Annotated in this window: 21 protein-coding genes; 11 read left to right on the plus strand and 10 right to left on the minus strand. The window is 59.2% G+C overall.

Features of this window, described 5'->3' with window-relative positions:
- Positions 1–136 precede the first annotated feature (136 nt).
- Positions 137–1,294, plus strand: a complete 1,158-nt coding sequence (gene hpxO, locus K7H94_RS09520; protein WP_215800112.1) for an FAD-dependent urate hydroxylase HpxO — start codon at positions 137–139, stop codon at positions 1,292–1,294.
- A gap of 51 nt (positions 1,295–1,345) precedes the next feature.
- Here hpxO and dcp read toward each other — a convergent pair whose 3' ends face one another.
- The 3 genes from dcp to K7H94_RS09535 all read right to left on the minus strand — a co-directional run bounded on the left by dcp (position 1,346) and on the right by K7H94_RS09535 (position 5,113).
- A complete protein-coding gene (gene dcp, locus K7H94_RS09525; RefSeq protein WP_222950948.1) occupies positions 1,346–3,397 on the minus strand; it encodes a peptidyl-dipeptidase Dcp in 2,052 nt (683 codons plus the stop codon).
- Between the two features lie 50 nt (positions 3,398–3,447).
- The gene (gene guaD, locus K7H94_RS09530) at positions 3,448–4,806 is read right to left on the minus strand and encodes a guanine deaminase (protein ID WP_222950949.1); all 1,359 of its coding nucleotides are present in this window, start codon (positions 4,804–4,806) and stop codon (positions 3,448–3,450) included.
- Positions 4,807–4,930: 124 nt separating this feature from the next.
- Positions 4,931–5,113: a hypothetical protein gene (locus tag K7H94_RS09535; RefSeq protein ID WP_132462541.1), complete on the minus strand. Its 183-nt coding sequence runs from the start codon at positions 5,111–5,113 to the stop codon at positions 4,931–4,933.
- Positions 5,114–5,179: 66 nt separating this feature from the next.
- On the opposite strand from K7H94_RS09535, the gene ydfG reads away from it, so the two are divergent.
- The gene (gene ydfG / locus K7H94_RS09540; protein ID WP_010618462.1) at positions 5,180–5,926 is read left to right on the plus strand and encodes a bifunctional NADP-dependent 3-hydroxy acid dehydrogenase/3-hydroxypropionate dehydrogenase YdfG; all 747 of its coding nucleotides are present in this window, start codon (positions 5,180–5,182) and stop codon (positions 5,924–5,926) included.
- 45 nt (positions 5,927–5,971) lie between these two features.
- Here ydfG and K7H94_RS09545 read toward each other — a convergent pair whose 3' ends face one another.
- Positions 5,972–6,298 carry a YnfA family protein gene (locus K7H94_RS09545; RefSeq protein WP_222952041.1) on the minus strand — a complete coding sequence of 109 codons (327 nt, stop codon included), beginning with the start codon at positions 6,296–6,298 and terminating at the stop codon, positions 5,972–5,974.
- A gap of 133 nt (positions 6,299–6,431) precedes the next feature.
- Here K7H94_RS09545 and K7H94_RS09550 point away from each other — a divergent pair, with 133 nt between their 5' ends.
- Positions 6,432–6,767: a DUF1283 family protein gene (locus tag K7H94_RS09550; protein ID WP_010618460.1), complete on the plus strand. Its 336-nt coding sequence runs from the start codon at positions 6,432–6,434 to the stop codon at positions 6,765–6,767.
- Positions 6,768–6,819: 52 nt separating this feature from the next.
- Positions 6,820–7,116: a DUF1161 domain-containing protein gene (locus tag K7H94_RS09555; protein ID WP_058769782.1), complete on the plus strand. Its 297-nt coding sequence runs from the start codon at positions 6,820–6,822 to the stop codon at positions 7,114–7,116.
- Between the two features lie 31 nt (positions 7,117–7,147).
- Here K7H94_RS09555 and K7H94_RS09560 read toward each other — a convergent pair whose 3' ends face one another.
- Positions 7,148–8,608, minus strand: a complete 1,461-nt coding sequence (locus tag K7H94_RS09560; protein WP_058769781.1) for an MDR family MFS transporter — start codon at positions 8,606–8,608, stop codon at positions 7,148–7,150.
- A gap of 119 nt (positions 8,609–8,727) precedes the next feature.
- Complete coding sequence (locus K7H94_RS09565) at positions 8,728–8,973, minus strand: hypothetical protein (protein ID WP_222950950.1); 246 nt, start codon at positions 8,971–8,973, stop codon at positions 8,728–8,730.
- Between the two features lie 17 nt (positions 8,974–8,990).
- Between K7H94_RS09565 and K7H94_RS09570 the strand changes: the two genes are divergently transcribed.
- Genes K7H94_RS09570 through osmV form a run of 4 tightly spaced genes read left to right on the plus strand, consistent with a single transcriptional unit; the run spans position 8,991 to position 12,443 of the window.
- A complete protein-coding gene (locus tag K7H94_RS09570; protein ID WP_021506071.1) occupies positions 8,991–9,707 on the plus strand; it encodes an ABC transporter permease in 717 nt (238 codons plus the stop codon).
- Between the two features lie 16 nt (positions 9,708–9,723).
- Positions 9,724–10,650: a glycine betaine ABC transporter substrate-binding protein gene (locus K7H94_RS09575; protein WP_420874716.1), complete on the plus strand. Its 927-nt coding sequence runs from the start codon at positions 9,724–9,726 to the stop codon at positions 10,648–10,650.
- Positions 10,651–10,659: 9 nt separating this feature from the next.
- The gene (osmW, locus tag K7H94_RS09580; RefSeq protein ID WP_150058090.1) at positions 10,660–11,307 is read left to right on the plus strand and encodes an osmoprotectant ABC transporter permease OsmW; all 648 of its coding nucleotides are present in this window, start codon (positions 10,660–10,662) and stop codon (positions 11,305–11,307) included.
- A complete protein-coding gene (gene osmV / locus K7H94_RS09585) occupies positions 11,307–12,443 on the plus strand; it encodes an osmoprotectant ABC transporter ATP-binding protein OsmV (RefSeq protein WP_021506074.1) in 1,137 nt (378 codons plus the stop codon). Before osmW ends, osmV begins: the two co-directional genes overlap by 1 nt.
- 51 nt (positions 12,444–12,494) lie before the next feature.
- On the opposite strand, the gene K7H94_RS09590 is transcribed toward osmV, so the two are convergent.
- The 4 genes from K7H94_RS09590 to K7H94_RS09605 all read right to left on the minus strand — a co-directional run bounded on the left by K7H94_RS09590 (position 12,495) and on the right by K7H94_RS09605 (position 17,107).
- Positions 12,495–13,871 (minus strand): nucleobase:cation symporter-2 family protein, encoded by a 1,377-nt coding sequence (locus K7H94_RS09590; RefSeq protein ID WP_222950951.1) that lies wholly within the window; start codon positions 13,869–13,871, stop codon positions 12,495–12,497.
- 179 nt (positions 13,872–14,050) lie between these two features.
- Positions 14,051–14,752, minus strand: a complete 702-nt coding sequence (gene bioD, locus K7H94_RS09595; RefSeq protein WP_222950952.1) for a dethiobiotin synthase — start codon at positions 14,750–14,752, stop codon at positions 14,051–14,053.
- Between the two features lie 105 nt (positions 14,753–14,857).
- Positions 14,858–16,075 carry a sugar metabolism global transcriptional regulator Mlc gene (mlc, locus tag K7H94_RS09600; protein WP_104186676.1) on the minus strand — a complete coding sequence of 406 codons (1,218 nt, stop codon included), beginning with the start codon at positions 16,073–16,075 and terminating at the stop codon, positions 14,858–14,860.
- A gap of 135 nt (positions 16,076–16,210) precedes the next feature.
- The gene (locus tag K7H94_RS09605) at positions 16,211–17,107 is read right to left on the minus strand and encodes a LysR family transcriptional regulator (RefSeq protein ID WP_058758527.1); all 897 of its coding nucleotides are present in this window, start codon (positions 17,105–17,107) and stop codon (positions 16,211–16,213) included.
- 94 nt (positions 17,108–17,201) lie between these two features.
- On the opposite strand from K7H94_RS09605, the gene K7H94_RS09610 reads away from it, so the two are divergent.
- From K7H94_RS09610 to K7H94_RS09620, 3 genes are all read left to right on the plus strand, one after another.
- Positions 17,202–18,458 carry an MFS transporter gene (locus K7H94_RS09610; RefSeq protein ID WP_222950953.1) on the plus strand — a complete coding sequence of 419 codons (1,257 nt, stop codon included), beginning with the start codon at positions 17,202–17,204 and terminating at the stop codon, positions 18,456–18,458.
- Between the two features lie 168 nt (positions 18,459–18,626).
- Entirely contained in the window at positions 18,627–18,878 is a 252-nt protein-coding gene (locus tag K7H94_RS09615; RefSeq protein WP_222950954.1) for a hypothetical protein, read from the plus strand.
- A gap of 325 nt (positions 18,879–19,203) precedes the next feature.
- On the plus strand, positions 19,204–20,388 hold the full coding sequence (locus K7H94_RS09620; protein WP_088515797.1) for a sugar transporter: 1,185 nt from the start codon (positions 19,204–19,206) through the stop codon (positions 20,386–20,388).
- The last annotated feature ends 45 nt before the right edge of the window (positions 20,389–20,433 follow it).

The raw sequence follows: 20,433 nt of genomic DNA on the forward strand, positions 1-20,433 counted from the left end.
CGCCCATTACTGAAGCAGCGCCTGACCCTGCCAGAATATAAATCATTATTTTCAACACCTTAACCCACTGTCACCCTGACCCTGCAAAATGGTACAAAAGTTGCAGGACTTAGGGTGCACAGTAAAGGAGACGGTAATGAAAGCGATTGTGATTGGAGCGGGCATCGGCGGCATGAGCGCGGCGCTGGCGCTGGAAAAAGCGGGTTACAGCACCGCAGTGTATGAAGCGGTGAAAGAGATGAAACCGGTCGGCGCGGCCATCTCTATCTGGCCTAACGGCGTGAAGTGCCTCAATGCGCTGGGTCTCAAGGCACAGCTGCGCGCGCTCGGCGGCAATATGGCGTTTATGGCTTACAACGATGGCCACAGCGGCAGCACCCTGACCCGCTTCAGTTTGTCACCGCTGGTGCAGCAGGTCGGCGAGTATCCTTATCCGGTCGCACGCGCAGAGTTACAGGCGCTGCTGATCGACAGCTACGGCCGCGAACGCATCCGCTTTGGCAAACGCGTTGTGCGGGTGGAACAGCATGCCAGCGGCGTGACCGCCTGGTTTGATGACGGCAGCCAGGCTGAAGGGGATTTTATGGTGGCCGCCGACGGCACCCACTCGGTGATTCGCCATCACGTGCTGGGCGAACACGTCGAGCGCCGCTACGCAGGCTACGTTAACTGGAATGGCCTGGTCACCATCGATGAGAGCATCGCGCCCGCCGATCAGTGGACCACGTTTGTCGGCGAGGGCAAGCGCGTCTCGCTGATGCCGGTGAGCGGTAACCGCTTCTACTTTTTCTTTGATGTCCCGCTGCCGAAAGGGCTGGCGCAGGATCGCGCAACGGTGAAAGACGATCTGCGCGGCTATTTTGCCGGCTGGGCCGAACCGGTCCAGCGGCTGATCGCCAGCATTGACGCACAAACCACCAATCGCGTGGAGATTCATGATATCGAACCCTTCAGTCGCTTTGTCAGAGGGCGCGTGGCGCTGCTCGGGGATGCGGCACACAGCACCACGCCGGATATCGGTCAGGGCGGCTGTGCGGCCATGGAAGATGCGGTGGTACTGGCGCAAACCCTGACTGCACATTCGCTGGGCATTGAGGATGGCCTGCTGCGCTATGAGGCGCGGCGCGTGGCGCGCACCCGTGATTTGGTGCTGAAAGCGCGCAAGCGTTGTGATGTCACCCACGCCAAAGATGCGGCGGTCACCGCGGAATGGTATGCCGGACTGAAAGAGGAAACCGGCGAGCGCGTGCTGGCCGGCATGTGTGACACCATTGAAGGTGGTCCGCTGGGATAAGCGTGCAGGCCAGCCAGCTGCACCGCTGGCTGGCCCTTCGGTTACGGCGCGTTACGCCTCGTCGAGGCCGCGGTGTTTCAGCATCGGCCCGATGTCCGGCGCTTTACCGCGCCAGGCCAGCCACAGATGCTGCAGATCGCTGCTGTTACCGCGCGACAGAATCTGCTCACGGAAGCGCTGGCCATTTTCGCGCGTCAGACCGCCCCGCTCGACAAACGCCTGATAACCATCGTCGGCCAGCATCTGCGTCCAGATATAGGCGTAATACCCGGCCGCATAGCCGCCACCCCAGATATGACGGAAGTAGCTGGAGCGATAGCGCGGCGGCACGGCACTCAGGGCGATATTCTCCGCCGCCAGCGCCTGCTGCTCAAAATGGCTGACATCCTGCGGTTTATCGTGCGGCGACAGCGAGTGCCACTGCAAATCAAGCAGCGCCGCCGCCAGCAGTTCGGTCATGTCATAGCCTTTGTTGAATTTCGCGGCGCGCACCATTTTGTCGCGCAGCGCGGCGGGCATCGCTTCACCGGTCTGATAATGGCGCGCATAGTGGGCAAACACCTGATCCTGACTGGCCCAGTGTTCGTTGATTTGCGACGGAAACTCGACAAAATCACGCGGTGTGGCGGTGCCGGACAGGCTGGCATAGCGCTGGGTGGCGAACAGGCCGTGCAGCGTGTGGCCAAACTCATGGAACAGCGTGATCACCTCATCCCAGCTGAGCAGTGCCGGCTGACCGGGCTGCGGCTTGCTGTAATTGCAGACGTTGTAAATCACCGGCCGGCCTTCCAGCAGCGTCGACTGGTCGACGAAATTGCCCATCCATGCGCCACCGCTCTTGTTATCCCGCGTGAAGAAATCGGTGTAGAACAGCGCTAACGGTGCACCGTCGGCATCGAAAATCTCATAAACGTTGACGTCCGGATGGTAGACCGGCAGATCGTGGCGCTGTTCAAATCGAATGCCATACAGCTGGCTGGCACACCAGAACACGCCCTTTTCCAGTACAGTGTTGAGCTCAAAATAGGGGCGGATTTGCCCTTCGTCCAGCGCGTATTGCGCGGTGCGTACCTGCTCAGCGTAGTAATTCCAGTCCCAGGCGCGCAGCGGGAAGCTGTGGTTTTGATCGGCGATCAGCTGCTGAATATCCGCCGCTTCACGCCCGGCGCGCGCCGTCGCGGCGGGCACGATGTTGCGCATAAAGGACTGGGCGGCTTCCGGCGTTTTCGCCATCTGATCCTGCAGGCTCCATGCTGCGAAGCTGTCGAAGCCCAGCAGACTGGCCTGCTGCGCACGCAGTTGCGCCATACGCGAGACGATGGCGCGCGTGTCGTTGTCGTCACCCTGCTCGCTGCGCGTCAGCGCCTGCTGAAACAGCGCTTCGCGCGTGGCGCGCACCGTCAGCGACTGCAGCACCGGCTGCTGGGTGGTATTTTGCAGAGGGATTAGCCATGCATCGTGCAGCCCGCGCGCCCCGGCGGCGTCCTTCGCCTGTGCCAGCGCCGCCGGCGACAGGCCGTCCAGCGCCGCCGCGCTGCTGACGGTATAAGCGGCGGCGTTAGTTGCCGCCAGCAGCCGGTTACCGAAACGCGTGCCCAGACTGGCCAGCTCCTGATTACAGGCGCGCAGTTGCGCTTTATCGCTCTCACTCAGGCTGGCGCCGGCCAGCTGAAAGCGCTGCCAGGTGACTTCCACCAGACGCATCGCTTCGGCATCCGGGCACTGCGAACCGCGCTGCTGATAGACGCTGTCGAGCCGCGCAAACAGCGCCGGGTTAAGGTAGATTTCGTCATTGAGCGCCGTCAGCTGCGGGGTGATCGACTCATCAACCTGCTGGAGCCGCTCGCTGGTATTGGCTGAGGTCATCGCGGCAAAAACGGGGTACACCCGGTTTAGCAGGCTACCGCTGCGCTCCAGCGCTTCATAGGTATTAGCAAAGGTTGCCGGCTCGGGGTTGCTAGCAATGGCCGCCACTTCCTGGCGCTTTTCGGCGATCCCGGCTTCCAGCGCTGGCAGGAAATGCGCTTCGTCGATCAGATCAAACGGCGGTGCATGGTACGGCAACGGGCTGACGTTAAAAAACGGATTGGCACGTGAAGTCATTATCGCTCCTGATAATCAGCAACGCCGCAGCCACCTGCGGCGGGATGCTTTTATCCTGGCAGTTTCGTCGCCTGGCAACAACCTTGCGCGTGCGTATGGCTTTCCCGCTGCCACACGCACTTACCGTTGACCCAGGTTTGCGCGATGTTACGATCATCACCCAGCGTCATCAGGACAAACAAACGCTGATGGATATCGTCGCTGTTGGCCATGCGCAGCTGCTGCAGCGGTGATACGGCAGGATCGATCACCACAAAATCCGCCTCTTTACCGGGGTTGAAGTTGCCGATTTTGTCATCAAGATCCAGCGCATGGGCGCCGCCCAGCGTGGCGTGGTAAATCGCTTCTGCGGCGCTGAGTTTGTACTGCTGCAGCTGCCCCACCTTATAGGCTTCACCCAGCGTCTGCAGCATATTGAAGGTGGTGCCGGCGCCGACATCGGTGCCCATGCCCATGCGCACGCGCTGCTGCCAGCGGCGTTTAAGATTAAACAGCCCGCTGCCAAGGAACAGGTTGGAGGTCGGACAGAAGGCCATCGCCGAGTCGGTGTCGTGCAGGCACTGCCATTCGCGATCCTCCAGATGCAGGCAGTGGGCAAATACGCTGCGTTTGCCGGTGAGCTGATGCTGGTGATACACATCAAGATAGCCATCATGGGCGGGAAACAGCGTTTTTACCCAGGCGATCTCCTGCTGATTTTCGCTGAGATGGGTATGCAGCCAGGTGTCGGGAAACTCGTTTTTCAGCTGCTGCACTTTTTCCAGCAGCTGCGGCGATGAGGTCGGCGCAAAGCGCGGCGTCAGCGCATAACCGAGACGCCCGCGCTGGTGCCAGCGCTGAATCAGCTCACGCGTCTGCTGATAACTTTGCGCCGGCGTTTCGGTCAGTTCCGGCGGTGCGTGGCGATCCATCATTACCTTGCCGGCAATCAGCCGCATCTCCAGCTGTTCGGCGGCGCTGAACAGCGCGTCTACCGATTGCGGATGCACCGTACCAAACACCAGCGCAGTCGTGGTGCCGTTGGCCAGCAGCTGTTGCAGGAAAAACGCTGACATGCGCGCCGCGTGCGCCGCACAGTGGTACTGGCTCTCAACCGGAAAAGTGTACTGATTGAGCCACTCCAGCAGCTGTTCACCGAACGCGCCGATCATTTCGGTCTGCGGATAGTGAATATGGGTATCCACAAAACCCGGCAGGATCAGCTTGCCGCGCAGATCGATCACCTGCGTTGATTCCAGGTGTTGATGTGCCGGCTGCCAGCGCTCCAGACTCACCACTTTGCCGTCGCGCAGCGTCAGCAGACCGTCTTCGAGGTAGCGTGCCTGGTCGGCGAGGCCATCGGGCTTGTCAGCCAGCGCGGGGAAATCAAAAAAACTGGCGCGCAGGCGGGTTACAACAGAGTCAGACATGACGCTTCCTTCAGGGTGTAATGCAGGTTTCAGATAGATATAGCAAAGATATTGCAAACCGCATGCCAGGCAAGTCCACCCAACAATCACTTTAAATTCAGATAAATACCCAATTTCAACGCGATTATCGTCGCAAAAATTGCAGGCAATCGTATGCGTAACCGATTGCCTGTTCGTGGTATTGCCCTTGCGCATTGCGCTGGCGTTTTACGCCGGGAAAAGGTGCCTGATCGGGCACGCTCATGGTGCAGGGCTGCACCGCAAACGTGCAGGAAAGATTCTGCAACACGCCGCTCACGCTTTTCATGAGCGCCGCTGCGGGGTTAATGCTAAGGTGTGGCAGAGAACCTGAAATCGTATAAGGAACAGTGAGATGATTATTTTTGTTACCGGTGCGACCGCCGGTTTTGGTCAAAGTATCACCCGCCGCTTCATTGCTACAGGTCACAAAGTGATCGCCAGCGGACGCCGTGCTGAGCGTTTGCAGGAATTAAAACAGGAACTGGGCGACAACCTGTACACCGTGCAGCTGGATGTGCGTAACCGCGCGGCTATCGAAGAAGCCATCGCCGCCCTGCCCGCCGAATGGCGTGATATCGATGTGCTGGTGAACAATGCCGGGCTGGCGCTGGGCGTCGAACCGGCGCATAAAGCCAGCGTTGAAGACTGGGAAAATATGATCGACACCAACAACAAAGGGCTGGTGTATATGACGCGCGCCGTGCTGCCTGCCATGGTAGAGCGCAACGTCGGTCACATCGTCAACATTGGCTCGATTGCCGGCAGCTGGCCGTACGCCGGCGGCAACGTGTACGGGGCAACCAAGGCGTTTGTGCGCCAGTTCAGCCTCAACCTGCGCACCGACCTGCACGGCACCGCGCTGCGCGTCACCGATATCGAGCCTGGCCTGGTGGGCGGCACCGAGTTTTCGAACGTGCGCTTCAAAGGTGACGATGGCCGCGCGGATGCGGTGTATGAAGGCACCACCGCGCTGACGGCGGAAGACGTGACGGAAGCGGTCTATTGGGTGACCACGCTGCCGAAGCACGTCAACATCAACACGCTGGAAATCATGCCGGTGACGCAAACCACCGCCGGACTGAAAGTGTTTAAAGGATAAGCAAGCTGCGCGTGGCGGCCCGTCGGGTCGCCACGCGCGCCCGGTTCAGGCCTTGCCCCAGCCGATAACGATAATCAGCATGCCGCTGAACGCCACCAGCGCACCGCCCCAATCCCACGCACTCAGTTTGACGCCATCGACCAGCCGCAGCCAGATCAGCGCCGTTAACACATACACGCCGCCATAAGCCGCATACACCCTGCCGCTGGCTGCCGGATGCAGGGTCAGCAGCCAGACAAACAGCGCCAGACTGGCTGCGGCCGGTAACAATAGCCAGGCGCTCATACCACGCTTCAGCCACAGCCACGGCAGAAAACAGCCGGTGATCTCGGCAATCGCAGTGATAAAAAACAGCAGCGCGGTTTTCAGCAGCATACAAAGTCTCTCTGATCGTTAAACAAACCGCTCACCGCTGGTGAGCAAAGAAGCAGCGATGATATACTGGCAGACAGTGTTGTGACAGCCGCCCTGCGCGCTGTGCTGGAGTTAACGAAAGGAAATGACGATGAAAAAACTGTTTTCCGCCCTGCTGGCTACCACGCTGACCGCCAGCGTATTGCTGACTGCGCCGCTGGCTGTCGCTAAGACGGATCGCCTGATTATTGAAGATGGCAACAACGCGGCCAGCAACGAGGCGGCGCGTCAGAGCAAAGAGCAGTGGAACGATACGCGCAACCTGCGTAACAAGGTAAATACCCGCGTGGAGAAAGAGTTCGACAAGGCAGACCGGGCCTTTGATACCCGCGACGCCTGCGAAAAAAGCTACAACGTTAATGCGTACTGGGAACCGAACACCCTGCGCTGCCTCGATCGCCGCACCGGCCGTCCGCTGGCGCCGTAACGCGCGCCAGCTGCTATAGTTTTTACGGGAATGACGCAACAAGGAGTGAGTGATGAAAAAACGTAATGCAGTTGTGTTGCTAATGGCGCTGGCGTTACCGCTGGCGGTGCAGGCGTCCTGCGAAAGCGTGCGCGCCGACATCAGCAAAAAGATCATCAACAATGGCGTGGCGGAATCGGATTTTACGCTGGATATCGTGCCGAACGATCAGGTTGATCAGGCAGGCGGTCAGGTTGTTGGCCACTGTGAAAACGACACGCAGAAAATCGTTTACAAGAAAAACGGTCGCGATGCGGACAGCAGCGTGCCGGACAGCGCGGGCAGCTCGCAGGATGCTCCCGCACAGTAATCTCTTCGGGCGGCTGGTCGGCCGCCCTGCTTTATTCCGCCTCCGGCCGCTGACGCGGCATCAGCCACGCAATCCACAACGTCAGCAGCGCAATCAGCAATGCCACCACAAATACCCAGTGCAGCGAACTGGCAATCTGCCCGGTCCAGAAGTGTAACTGCTCCTGCGGCAGCGCCTGACGGCTCTCCGGTGCCATAATTTTCTGCATCGGATCGCTGGCCTGTGGCAGCCGCAGCGACAGGTTAAGATTGAGTACCGCGCCCATTATCGCCGTGCCGATGGCCGATCCCAGCATGCGGCTGAACATGATTGAGGCGGTGCAGATGCCGCGAATTTCATAGTGCGCATGATTTTGTACCGAAACCAGAAAGGTGGTGCTGGTCATGCCCATCCCGGTGCCAATAACAAACGCCGTCAGCCCGGCCTGCATGATGCTGCTGTCGGCGCGCAGCAGCAGTAACAGCGCGCTGCCGGCAATCAGTAAAAACGCGCCGAGCTGCGCGGTAAAACGATACGAGGTGATCAGCATCAGGCGCCCGCTGAGCGTACTGGCCAGCGGCCAGCCAATTGACATCATCGCCAGCGCGCTGCCCGCCTGCAGCGGCGTGCCGCCAGTAATGCCCTGAATCCACGTCGGCAGAAACGCGCTGATGCCCATCATGGTGGCCCCGATAATCAGGTTCCCGGCATTACCGGCCACAATCAGGCGGCTGCGCCACAGCGCCAGCGGAAACAGCGGCGCATCGGCGCGCTGCTCGTGATGTTTCAGCCGCCAGCCGGCCAGCAGCGCCAGCGCCAGGAACGGCACCAGCCAGAAACCCAGCGCTTCCGCCTGTAACAGCGCCACCAGCAGTGCGGTGACGCTGATCATCAACCAGCAGCTGCCGGTCAGATTCAGCGTTGCGCCCTGATGCTGTTCGCGCGCCGGCAGAAAACGCGCCAGCAGCAGCATGGAGAGCAGACCAATCGGCACGTTTACCCAGAAAATCACCGACCAGTTAAAGTGCTGAACCAGCCAGGCACCGCTCAGCGGACCGATGACGGCCGCGACGCCCCAGACGCTGGAGAGCCAGCCCTGCACGCTGGCGCGCTCGCGCGGCGAGTAAATGTCCGCCACGATGGTGGTGGTCAGCGGCATGATCGCCCCGGCCCCCAGGCCCTGAAAGGCACGAAACACAATCAGCCACGTCATGCTATGGGCAAAACCGCACAGCACCGAGCCCAGCAAAAACAGCGTTACGCCGATGAAAAATAATCGTTTGCGGCCCCAGATATCCGCCAGTCGGCCATACAACGGGACGCTTACCGCCTGCGTCAGCAGATAAATAGAAAATACCCAGCCAAACTGCGCGAAACCGCCAAGATCGGCAATGATGGTTGGCATGGCCGTGGCCACAATGGTGACCTCAATGGCAGCCATAAACATCGCCAGCATGCAGGCAATCAGAATCCAGTGGCGATGTTCCGTTTGTAATTGTGCGCTTTCAGTCATACGTCTCCCTTTTTCTTACAAGGCTAGTCGAAATTTCGCCGACTCAGTTTCCTCTGCGTGCGCCTGTTTGTGACAACGTCACCTATCTTGATGAAAATTTTTTATTGTCGAGCGACACCTTATTTCATGCGGGTTTCGCTTAGTTTTACTGCTTTTGTATCTACCTGATTTTGCCGTGAAAACTGGCAATGATCATCAAGCGTTGCTATAGCTCTAAAGGCAGTTTCTGGTTTTTCACTATGAAAAAGCCGGGAAACAGTCATTTTAACTGCAATTTGACAGCGTGCTGGATTTTCGTCTGTGTATTGCACCGCATAACGCCGGCACGCTGAAAATAACGTCATAAAATCAATCGATTTTTTCAATCAGGGAGACGCACGCTATGCACAATGCATCGCTCGCCCGACGTGCCGGGCTGGCACTGCTCGCCATCGTGGTGGTGATAGCCCTGCTGGTGTGGGGATTAGGGCTGGATACGCTGCGCGACCGCAAGGTGGATTTACTTTACCTTGGGCAGCAACACCTGTACTTAGTGTTCTGGTCGATGTTATGCGCTTTACTGGTTGGCATCCCGAGCGGGATTTTGCTCAGCCGTCCCTTCGCCCGTCGCTGGGCTGAATATGTGATGCAAATCTTCAACGTCGGTAACACGCTGCCGCCGCTGGCCGTGCTGGCGCTGGCGATGGTGATTGTCGGCATTGGCGATCGCCCGGCGCTGATCGCCTTGTTCCTTGCCTCGCTGCTGCCGATTGTGCGCAACACCTATGCCGGTCTGAGCGCGGTGCCGCCGTCGCTGATTGAAGCCGCCAACGGTATCGGCATGACCAAACTGCAGCGGCTGCGCCGGGTTGAACTGCCGAATGCGCTGCCGGTGATCCTCGCCGGGGTGCGCATCGCGACTGCGATTAACGTCGGCACCGCGCCGCTGGCCTTTTTAATTGGTGCCAGCAGCTACGGTGAGCTGATTTTCCCCGGTATTTATCTCAACGACTTCCCGACGCTGATCCTCGGCGCAGTGGCCACCGCCCTGTTTGCCCTGATCCTCGACATGCTGCTGGCAGCATTGGGACGCGTCCTCAGCCCGCACTCTGCGGCTTAACCCGGAGCATATAATCATGGCCACTGCTAATCTGCTGGCGCGCTGGGTCAAACGCACCGCGCTGGCCCTGACCGCCACCTTAACTCTCAGTCACGGCGCCCTCGCCGCCGCGCCCATCGTGATGGCGACCAAAAGCTTTACCGAGCAGCATATTTTGTCTGCGATGACGGTGATGTGGCTGCAAAAGAAAGGTTTTCAGGTCATCCCGAAAACCAATATCGCCACCACCATCGGGCGCAACGCGATGATCAACAAGCAGATTGATATGACGTGGGAATATACCGGCACCTCGCTGATTATTTTTAACCATATCAACAAGCCGATGTCGTCTGAAGAGGCGTACAAAACCGTTAAACAGCTGGACGCGAAGCTGGGACTGGTGTGGCTCGATCCTGCCCCGATGAACAACACCTACGCGTTTGCCATGCAGCGCCAGCGCGCTGACGCCGAAGGCATCAGCACCATGTCGCAGCTGGTGGCGAAGCTGGAACAGGTACGCAACACCGATCCGGATCACAACTGGAAACTCGGTCTCGATCTGGAGTTTGCCGGCCGCTCGGATGGTCTGAAACCGCTGCAGAAAGCCTACAACATGCCACTGGATCGCCCGCAGATACGTCAGATGGACCCCGGCCTGGTGTATAACGCGGTGCGCGACGGCTTTGTCGACGCCGGACTGATCTACACCACCGATGGCCGGGTAAAAGGCTTTGATTTGAAAGCACTGGAGGATGATAAGCACTTCTTCCCAAGTTACAACGTCACGCCAGTAGTGCGTCAGGATGTGCTGGAAAGCCACCCCGGCCTCGAGGCCGCGCTGAATGCGCTGTCGCCGCTGATCACCGATGAAGCCATCACCGAGATGAACAAGCGCGTCGATATCGATCACCAGTCGCCGCAGCAGGTGGCGCGTGATTTCCTCAAATCCAAAAACATGCTGTAAGGAGGCGCAATGGATACCCTGCATTACATCATGGATAACTGGAACACGCTGCTGGCGCTGACCTGGCAGCACACCTGGCTGGTGCTGCTGGCGGTAGGTTTTGCCATCCTCGTCGGCGTGCCGCTGGGCATTCTGATTGTCCGCTTCAAATGGCTGGCAACACCGGTGCTGGGCATCGCCACCATCGTGCTGACCATCCCTACCATTGCGCTGTTTGGCCTGATGATTCCGCTCTTTTCACTGATCGGTCAGGGAATTGGCGCCCTGCCGGCAATTACCGCGGTGTTCCTCTATTCACTGCTGCCGATTGTGCGTAATACCCATACCGCGCTGGAAAATCTGCCGCCCGGGCTGCGCGAAGCCGGTCGCGGTATCGGCATGACCTTCTGGCAGCGCCTGCGCTGGGTGGAAATTCCGATGGCGCTGCCGGTGATTTTTGGCGGTATCCGTACCGCCGTGGTGATGAACGTCGGCGTGATGGCGATTGCGGCGGTGATCGGTGCCGGCGGCCTGGGCCTGCAACTGCTGGACGGCATCAGCGGCAGCGATGTGCGTATGCTGATAGCCGGCGCACTGATGATCTGTTTACTGGCGATTATTCTTGACTGGCTGCTGCACCGTCTGCAGTCGGCGCTGACTCCTAAGGGGATTCGATAATGATAAAACTGGAAAACCTGACGAAAACCTTTACGCAAAAAAACGGCACCACGTTCAATGCCGTCGACAACGTCAGCCTGGAAGTGCCTGCCGGGGAGATGTGTGTGCTGCTGGGCCCGTCCGGCTGCGGCAAAACCACCACGCTGAAGATGATTAACCGTCTGATCCCCGCCAGCAGCGGGCGGATTTTAATTAATGGCGAAGACACCAGCGGCCAGGATACCGTCACGCTGCGCCGCAATATCGGCTATGTGATTCAGCAGATTGGTCTGTTCCCGAACATGACCATTGAAGAGAACATTACCGTGGTGCCGCGCATGCTGGGCTGGGACAAAAAACGCTGCCGGGAACGGGCGACGGAGCTGATGAGCATGGTGGCGCTTGACCCGACGAAGTTTCTGCATCGCTACCCGCGTGAGATGTCGGGCGGCCAGCAGCAGCGCATCGGCGTGATCCGCGCGCTGGCGGCGGATCCACCGGTACTGCTGATGGATGAACCGTTCGGTGCCGTCGACCCGATCAACCGCGAGGTGATTCAGAACGAGTTCCTCGATATGCAGCGCCAGCTGAAGAAAACCGTGATGCTGGTGAGCCACGATATTGATGAGGCGCTGAAGCTCGGTGACCGCATCGCGGTATTTGGCCAGGGCAAAATCGTGCAGTGTGCCAGCCCGGACGAACTGCTGGCGCAGCCGGCCAACGAATTTGTCGGCTCGTTCGTCGGTCAGGACCGTACGCTGAAGCGTCTGCTACTGGTGCAGGCGGGCGACGTCACCGATCAGCAGCCGACCATCACCGTGCAGCGCAGTACCCCGCTGCAGGAGGCGTTCGCGACCATGGACGACAACGACATGCGTTCGGTCACGGTGGTCGACGAAGATGGCAAACCGCTGGGCTTTGTCAAACGTCGTGAAGCGCGCGGCGCCACTGGCCGCTGCGAGGAGATGCTGCACACCTTTAAGGTCACCGGCAAAGCGGAGGAGAACCTGCGCGTGGTGCTGTCGAAGCTGTATGAACACAACACGGTATGGATGCCGATTGTCGATGAGGAAGGTCGCTACAGCGGCGAAATTTCGCAGGATTACATCGCGGATTACCTCAGCTCCGGCCGCACGCGCCGTCGTCTCAACCCGTAACCCCGACCGAACCGCGCCACGGAGGGCGCGATTCTCAAGGTAAATTGTGCGTCAGTTGCTCTCTTCGACCGCGCCGACCGCCGCAACCGTTTTAGCTTCATTCGGCAGCACCACGTTCAGCAGCATAGCGAGAATCCCGCCGGTGGTGACTGCATGACCAAACAGATTGCTGACCAGCGGCGGGAACTGTTTCAGCACGTCCGGAACCGCTTCCACCCCGAGGCCGATGCCAAACGACACCGCCACAATCAGCATCTCACGCCGCCCCAGCGGTGCCTGCGTCATCACGCGAATACCGGCGGCGACCACACTGCCAAACATCACCAGCGTTGCCCCGCCCAGCACCGGCGGCGGAATCTGCTGTAGCAGGTTGCCGACCAGCGGGAAGACGCCCAGCAGCACCAGCATCAGGCCAATCACCATCCCCACGTAGCGACTGGCGACGCCGGTCATCTGAATCACCCCGTTGTTCTGCGCAAAGGTGGTATTGGGAAACGCCGAGAACAGTGCCGCCAGCAGGCAGCTGAGGCCATCGGCCAGAATCCCGCCCTGCAGCCGACGCTGAAACCCGTCGCCTTCCAGCGGCTGGCGTGAAATAAGACAGTTGGCGGTCAGATCGCCCACCGCCTCAATCACGCAGATCACCGAGACCAGCGCGATCGGCACAAACAGCGTCCAGCTAAAATCAAAGCCAAAATGCAGCAGCGAAGGCAGCACCAGCCAGTGCGTCTCCGCCATCGGCTTCAGCGGCAGATGACCGCTCAGCGCCGCCGCGATGCAGCCCGCACCAATGCCGGCGACCACCGCCACCAGCCGCGCCCAGCGCGAGTGGGAACGGTTAAGCACGATAATCACCAGCAGGGTCAGCGCCCCCAGCGCCAGATTACCCGGCGCACCAAAATCGCGGGCGTTATGCCCGCCCGCCCAGTCGGTAATACTGACTTTTATCAGGCTGATACCAATCAGGGTGATCACCGTACCGGTCACCACCGGGGTCAGCACTTTACGCAGCGGTGTGATGCAGCGGCTAATCAGCATCGGGATCAGCGCCGCCACCAGGTTGCAGCCGAATATCATGGCGAGGATCGCCTGCGGTGAACCGCCCTGCGCTTTCACCGTCATCCCCGCAGAGAGAATGACGCCGAGAAAGGCGAAGCTGGTGCCCTGCAGACAGATCATGCCTGCGCCAATGCCGCAGAAACGGCGCGCCTGCAGAAAGGTGCCGAGTCCGGAAACCAGCAGCGACATGCTGATGAGATACGGGATCCAGGCCTGTAACCCCAGCACGGAACCGATAATCAGCGGCGGTGTGATGATACCGACCACGCTGGCCAGCACGTGCTGCAGGGCGGCAAAGAACGCCGGTGCAGGACCGATGCGGGCATCCAGCCCGTACAACAAACCTTTCTCTTCTTCTGGGTGCAACATAGCAGGGCTCCGGCAAACGATTTATCAGTTTGCCTGATGCATGAAACGCGCCAGGGCGACAACGGACAGGATAAATTCAGGACAGATGATTGAATATAAACAGGTTTACGGCATAAAAAAAAGCAGCTGCTCCTGAAACTCCGGATTCAGCTGCGTGCGATATGCCGCATTTTGTTTCATCAGGCGGCGGGCTTTGCACTCTCGCTGTGCAGCGCATCACCTCCGAGTAACGTAATATCCAGATAACCACTCAAATCACGCTGTTCGGCGCGCGGCAGATAAGGCAATTCGCCCAACAGCGGCGCGTTCAGCTTATCGCGCAGAACATCAATGATTTCAGCATAGTGCGCCAGACCGGGATTGATACGATTGGCGACCCAGCCCGCCAGCGTCAGGCCATCGGCGGCAATCGCTTCGGCGGTCAGTAAAGCGTGGCTAATGCAACCCTCTTTAATGCCCACCACCAGCACGATGGGCAGTTGCGCCTGTTGCACCCACTGCGACAGCGGCCGTAAGTCGTTCATCAGGCTGCGCCAGCCGCCCGTGCCTTCCACCACCACGCGTGCAGCGCGATCCTGTAAGCCAGCCAGCCCGCGATTGAGTAACGGATAATCGATGCGCTGCGCCGGGCTGGTGCTGATTTCATCCTCTTCCAGCGTCACGGGATTGACGTCGCTGTAGCTTAGTGTCAGGCCAGATGCCTGCTGCAGCAGTACGGCATCTTTATTACGGAGCCCTTCCGACGTGTGCTGCGCGCTTTTGGCAACCGGCTTGTAGCCAGCGGCACACAGATTCGCTTTGGCAAAGCACTGTAATAGTGCGCGGGAAACCACGGTCTTACCCACCGCGGTGTCGGTACCGGTGACAAAAATCGTTTTCACCTTTCTCCTCCTTCATTAAAGCGATGTGTAACCTGCAAAGGAGGCAGTTTAAGGATTTGTCCCAGGCGAGAGCTTGCGTTAGCGCAAACTTAAGGCGGGCTGGCGTTAACCCTGCAACAGTTTTATCAGTAAATGGCCGCTATAGAGCGCGTCTTTGATCAGCGCCGCGCCGCCCAGCGTGCCGGGATCGTTAAAGGCCGCGGGCGTCAGCTGAATAGCGTGGCTGTACGCCGGCAGGGCCTGCTGGCGAATAGTGCTGCTGACTGCCGGGAACAGCACGTCCGCCGCCTGGTTAAGCGGTGAACCGATAAGAATTTGTTGAGGATTAAAGATGTTGACCATCATCGCCAGCATGCGCCCGATATGATGACCGACGCCGGCAATGACGTCCCGCGCCAGCCGGTCGCCCTGCTGCGCAGCAGCACACAACGAGGCCAGCGTCAGCGGCTGCTGGTGCAGCTGGCTGTCCGGCTGCGACGATAAGCGCTGTGCCGCCAGCTGCAGCAGGCTGCCGGTGCTGGCCACCGTTTCCAGGCAGCCATGGTTGCCGCAGTAACACTGCTGGCCGTAAGGATCGATCTGCGTATGACCGATCTCCACCAGCGCGCGTCCGCTTTTGTGCAGCAGCTGGCCAGCGCTGATCACCCCGGCGCCCACCGTTTCGTCAATAACAATCTGAATCACGTCCTGCGCACCCCGTGAGGCACCAAACAGCGCCTCTGCCAGCGTCCATGCGGAGATATCGTGCTGGACGAATACCGGCAGCCCGGTGCGCTGTGCCAGGGTTTCGCCCAGCGGCATATCCTGTACGTCATAGCCCGGCATACGGTGCACCACGCCAGAGGCGGCGTTGATCAGTCCCGGCAGGGTAATGGCGATAGCGGTGAGACGCTCAAGTTTTTGCTGATGGCGAATGAAAAAGGCGTTGACCAGCTCCTGCAGCGTCTGCAGTAGCGGCGTGTCGGCGCTGGCGGGCAGCGGCAGGCGATCTTCCTGTAGCGCGCGGCTGCTGAGATCGCGCAGCGTCAGGGTGATGAACCCCGGCTGGAGGCGAACAGCCAGATAGTGCCAGGCCAGGGTATCGAGGATCAGCCCTATCGCCGGCCGTCCGCGACTGCCTGGCTCCTGAAACTCGGTCTCCTGCACCAGATGCGCATCCAGCATTTCGCGCACAATTTTGGTGATGCTGGCCGGGGCCAGCTGGGCACGTTTCGACAGCTCAATCCGCGAAATCGGACCGTAATGGTCAATCAGACGATACACTGCACCGGCATTGGTCTGTTTTATTTGGTCAATATGGCCAGGCTGACTGTCCAGATTCACGCCCTGCTCCCGGATATTTTCGCGCTTCTAAATAAACAGCAGCTATGGTGATGCAGATTGGCGCGCAGCGTCAAATATTTGATTAGAAATGTGATTTATCGCACACAAAGAACGCGGTTTTCTGTACCCGCGGGTTCATTCCTCGGCATTGTGCAGCAGCAGCGCCATCATATTGCTCATCTGCGCACTCGGCTGGCGCAGCGCTGACCACACCAGCCACACCTCAGAAATGGCATCGCTTTCCTGTAGCGGAATCCAGGCGACTTCCGCCAGTCGCGCGCGGGCAAACGAGGCGGGTAAAATCGACACGCCCAGCCCGGTTGCCACCAGACCGAGTATCGTCATGGCTTCACCCACTTCCTGGGTAATGTAAGGTTTGATTTGGTAGCGATGCAGCAGCGCCAGAATTTCACCGTACAGGGCCGTGCCGCCCTGCGCATCAAAGAAAACAAAAGGTTCGCTGGCTAACGCCCGGATGCTAATCGACGTCGTCTGTGCCAGCGGATGGGCGTGGTGCACCACTGCGCACAGCGGTTCACGCAGCAACAGGCGGTGCTGAAGATCCTCCGGCAGCGGCGTATTGCGCATGACGCCCAGGTCGAGTCGCCCTTCGTGCAGCGGCGCCAGCTGCTGCCGCGTGTTGTACTCCTGCATCTGAATATGCACGTCCGGCCAGCGCTGCCGATAGTGATACAGCGCATCCGACACCAGTCCGGTAAACGGCGCCGAGGAGGTAAAGCCGATGCGCAGCTCTCCCTGCTGACCGTGATGAATGCGCGCCGCGCGCCCGGTCGCCTGTTCCACCTGCAATAAAACCGCGCGCGCATCCTGTAAAAACGACTGGCCGGCCGGCGTGAGCTGTACGCTGCGATTAGTGCGGGTCAGCAGCTGCGCGTCCAGTGCCTGTTCCAGTTGCAGGATCTGCTGACTGAGCGGCGGCTGAGAAATGTGTAGCCGCTGCGCGGCGCGGCCAAAGTGCAGCTCTTCCGCAACGGCAATAAAGTAGCGCAGATGGCGCAGCTCAATCATCATATCTTAAACGTCTCATTTGAGATTATTAATATATTGTACAACCTATTTAGCCTTTCCTACAGTATTCAGACATTTGCTGAATTGAGGATGTACTGTGAGTCGCTCTTCCCAGGCTGTGACGCTTGATGAGGACAGCTTGTCCACGAAGCCTGTCACCGCCGATACCGCTACTGAATGGATTGAACGTGGATCGCCGCAGTTTTTGCGCGTGACGCTGGCGCTGTTCTCTGCCGGTCTTGCCACTTTCGCCCTGCTCTATTGCGTACAACCGATTCTGCCGGTGCTGTCACAGCAGTTTGGCGTGACGCCTGCCGAAAGCAGTATTTCGCTGTCGCTCTCCACCGGGCTGATGGCGCTGGGCCTGCTGTTCACCGGCCCGCTGTCAGATGCGATTGGACGTAAATCGGTAATGGTGACCGCGCTGATGCTGGCGGCGATTTGTACGCTGATCTCCGCCACCATGAGCAGCTGGCAGGGGATTCTGCTGATGCGCGCGCTGACCGGTCTGTCGCTCAGTGGCGTCGCGGCGGTGGGCATGACTTACCTGAGCGAAGAGATGCATCCGCGGGTCATCGCCTTCTCCATGGGGCTGTACATCAGCGGTAACTCGATTGGCGGCATGAGCGGTCGTTTACTCTCCGGTGTACTGACCGACTTTTTCTCGTGGCGTATTGCCATTGGCGTCATTGGCTGCTGTGCGCTGGCTGGCGCGCTGATGTTCTGGAAAATTCTGCCTGCGTCGCGCCATTTTCGCCCTGCCTCGCTGCGGCCACGCAGTCTGCTGATCAACTTCCGCCTGCACTGGCGCGACAAAGGGTTGCCGCTGCTGTTTGCCGAAGGCTTTCTGCTGATGGGCGCGTTTGTCACGCTGTTTAACTACATCGGCTACCGTCTAATGAGCGCGCCGTGGTCACTGAGCCAGGCGGTGGTCGGGCTGCTGTCCGTGGTATATCTCACCGGTTCGTGGAGCTCGCCAAAAGCCGGCGCGATGACCAGCCGCTTTGGTCGCGGTCCGGTGATGACGGGCGCCACGGCGATCATGCTGGCCGGTCTGCTGCTGACCGCCTTTAATTCGCTGTGGCTGATTCTGCCGGGCATGATGCTGTTCACTGCCGGCTTCTTTGCCGCCCATTCGGTGGCCAGCGGCTGGATTGGACCGCGTGCGCGCCGGGCGAAAGGCCAGGCATCATCACTTTACCTGTTCAGCTACTACGTGGGCTCCAGCGTGGCCGGCACCCTCGGCGGCGTATTCTGGCACCGCTACGGCTGGCCGGGCGTGACCCTGTTTATCAGCGCCCTGCTGGTGCTGGCACTGCTGGTTGGCCTGCGTTTACAGGGCCGCAAACTGTAATACCCTTCATCGTTAGCGCGGGACCTCAGCGTCCCGCCTGCTCCGCTGGATTCGAATAATCAGGCATTCGCGCCGTACCACTTAAAACAAAATAGCAATTCATCGCTATAATTCGTTCTATTCCAATAATACATAGACTTATTTTTTACACAGCAATGAGGTAGTCAGATGGAGCTTTACTATTATGTCGATAAGCATGCCGGTTATAACGACAATCATGTGGTGCATGCGAAGGGCTGTCCGTTCCTGCCATCCGACGGCGGTCGTCGTTTTCTCGGGACTTTTTACACGCCCGGGGCCGCAATCCAGCAGGCGCGTAAATTTTACGCCACTGCGTTGGGCTGCGAACACTGCTGCCCGGTGGGCGTAAAAAAAAATCCGCCCCACAACTTTAGCGTGGCACTAAAGCATATGGCGTGACTCTGATAATCCTGGTCTGAACCGCACCCGCCCGCACGGTACCCGCCCTCAGCACGGCTAAGCGATTTTTCTATTACAGAAACACCTGACTTAGCCTGTGCTGGTACGGCAGACTCGCGGGCCGGCAGCACGCTGGCGCAGCAGCTCCCCATAACCGCAGGCTATTTACCACGCTCAGCGCGATAAGAAATATTCAGTGATAAAACCCGGGTTAACGGTTTTCATCGGCTGACTAATGCTCCACAATAGCGGAAATTTGTGATCGAGGTCACTTTACCGGGTGCGTTCCTGCCCCCTCACTCGTCGTGTAGCCGATTTGAATTCAATGCAATCAACAACCGTTTCCCGTAAAACAGCCTGGCTGCGCGTGGTGCTGCTGGCTATCGCTGCTTTTGTCTTCAATACCACCGAATTTGTGCCGGTTGGCCTGCTGTCGGACATCGCCAGCAGCTTTGCAATGAAAACCGCTGATGTCGGTATCATGCTGACCATCTATGCCTGGGTCGTGGCGCTGTTATCGCTGCCGTTAATGCTGCTGACGCGCAACGTCGAGCGCCGCCTGCTGCTGGCCATCCTGTTTATTCTGTTTGTTGCCAGCCACCTGTTATCGGCCGTAGCGTGGGATTTCACATCGCTGGTGCTGTCGCGCATTGGTATTGCGCTGGCGCACGCGGTGTTCTGGTCGATCACCGCCTCGCTGGCGATTCGCGTTGCGCCGGCCGGCAAGAAAACCCAGGCGTTGAGTATGCTGGCCACGGGCACGGCGCTGGCGATGGTGCTGGGCGTGCCGATTGGTCGTATTGTGGGTCAGTATCTGGGCTGGCGTACCACCTTTGGTATGATCGGCCTGTCAGCGCTGGTACTGCTGATTATGCTGGTGCGGATACTGCCGCGCCTGCCGAGTGAGCACACCGGTTCACTCAGCAGCGTGCCGATGCTGTTTCGCCGCCCGGCGCTGGTGGCGATGTACATTCTGGTCACCGTCGTGGTGACCGCGCACTACACCGCTTACAGCTATATCGAGCCGTTTATGCAGGTGGTAGCCAGCGCTGATGAGAACTTCACCACCCTGTTACTGCTGCTGTTCGGCTCAGCCGGCATTCTGGGCAGCATTCTGTTCAGTACGCTGGGCAATAAATTCCCGTCCGCGCTGCTGATCGCCGCCATTGCGCTGATTACCCTGTGTATGGGTCTGCTGGTGTTTGCTGCGGTACGCCCGGCAGCAATTACCGTGCTGAGTATTATCTGGGGAATGGCAATGATGATGATCGGCCTGGCGATGCAGGTGCGCGTGCTATCGCTGGCACCGGACGCCACCGACGTCGCCATGTCGCTGTTTTCCGGTATTTATAACATCGGCATCGGCGCAGGCGCGCTACTCGGTAACCAGGTCAGTCTGCATCTGCAGATGGCAGACGTGGGCAACGTAGGCGCAATCATTGGCCTGGCTGGACTGTTCTGGTGTATCGCCATTTTCCGCCGTTATCCGCAGCTGCGCTCCAACGGCTAGTGCGTTTGGCAGTTAGCGGCGCCCCTGGCGGCGCCGCTACTGACA

Origin of the sequence: Pantoea dispersa, from assembly GCF_019890955.1 — a bacterium.
Lineage (GTDB): Bacteria > Pseudomonadota > Gammaproteobacteria > Enterobacterales > Enterobacteriaceae > Pantoea > Pantoea dispersa.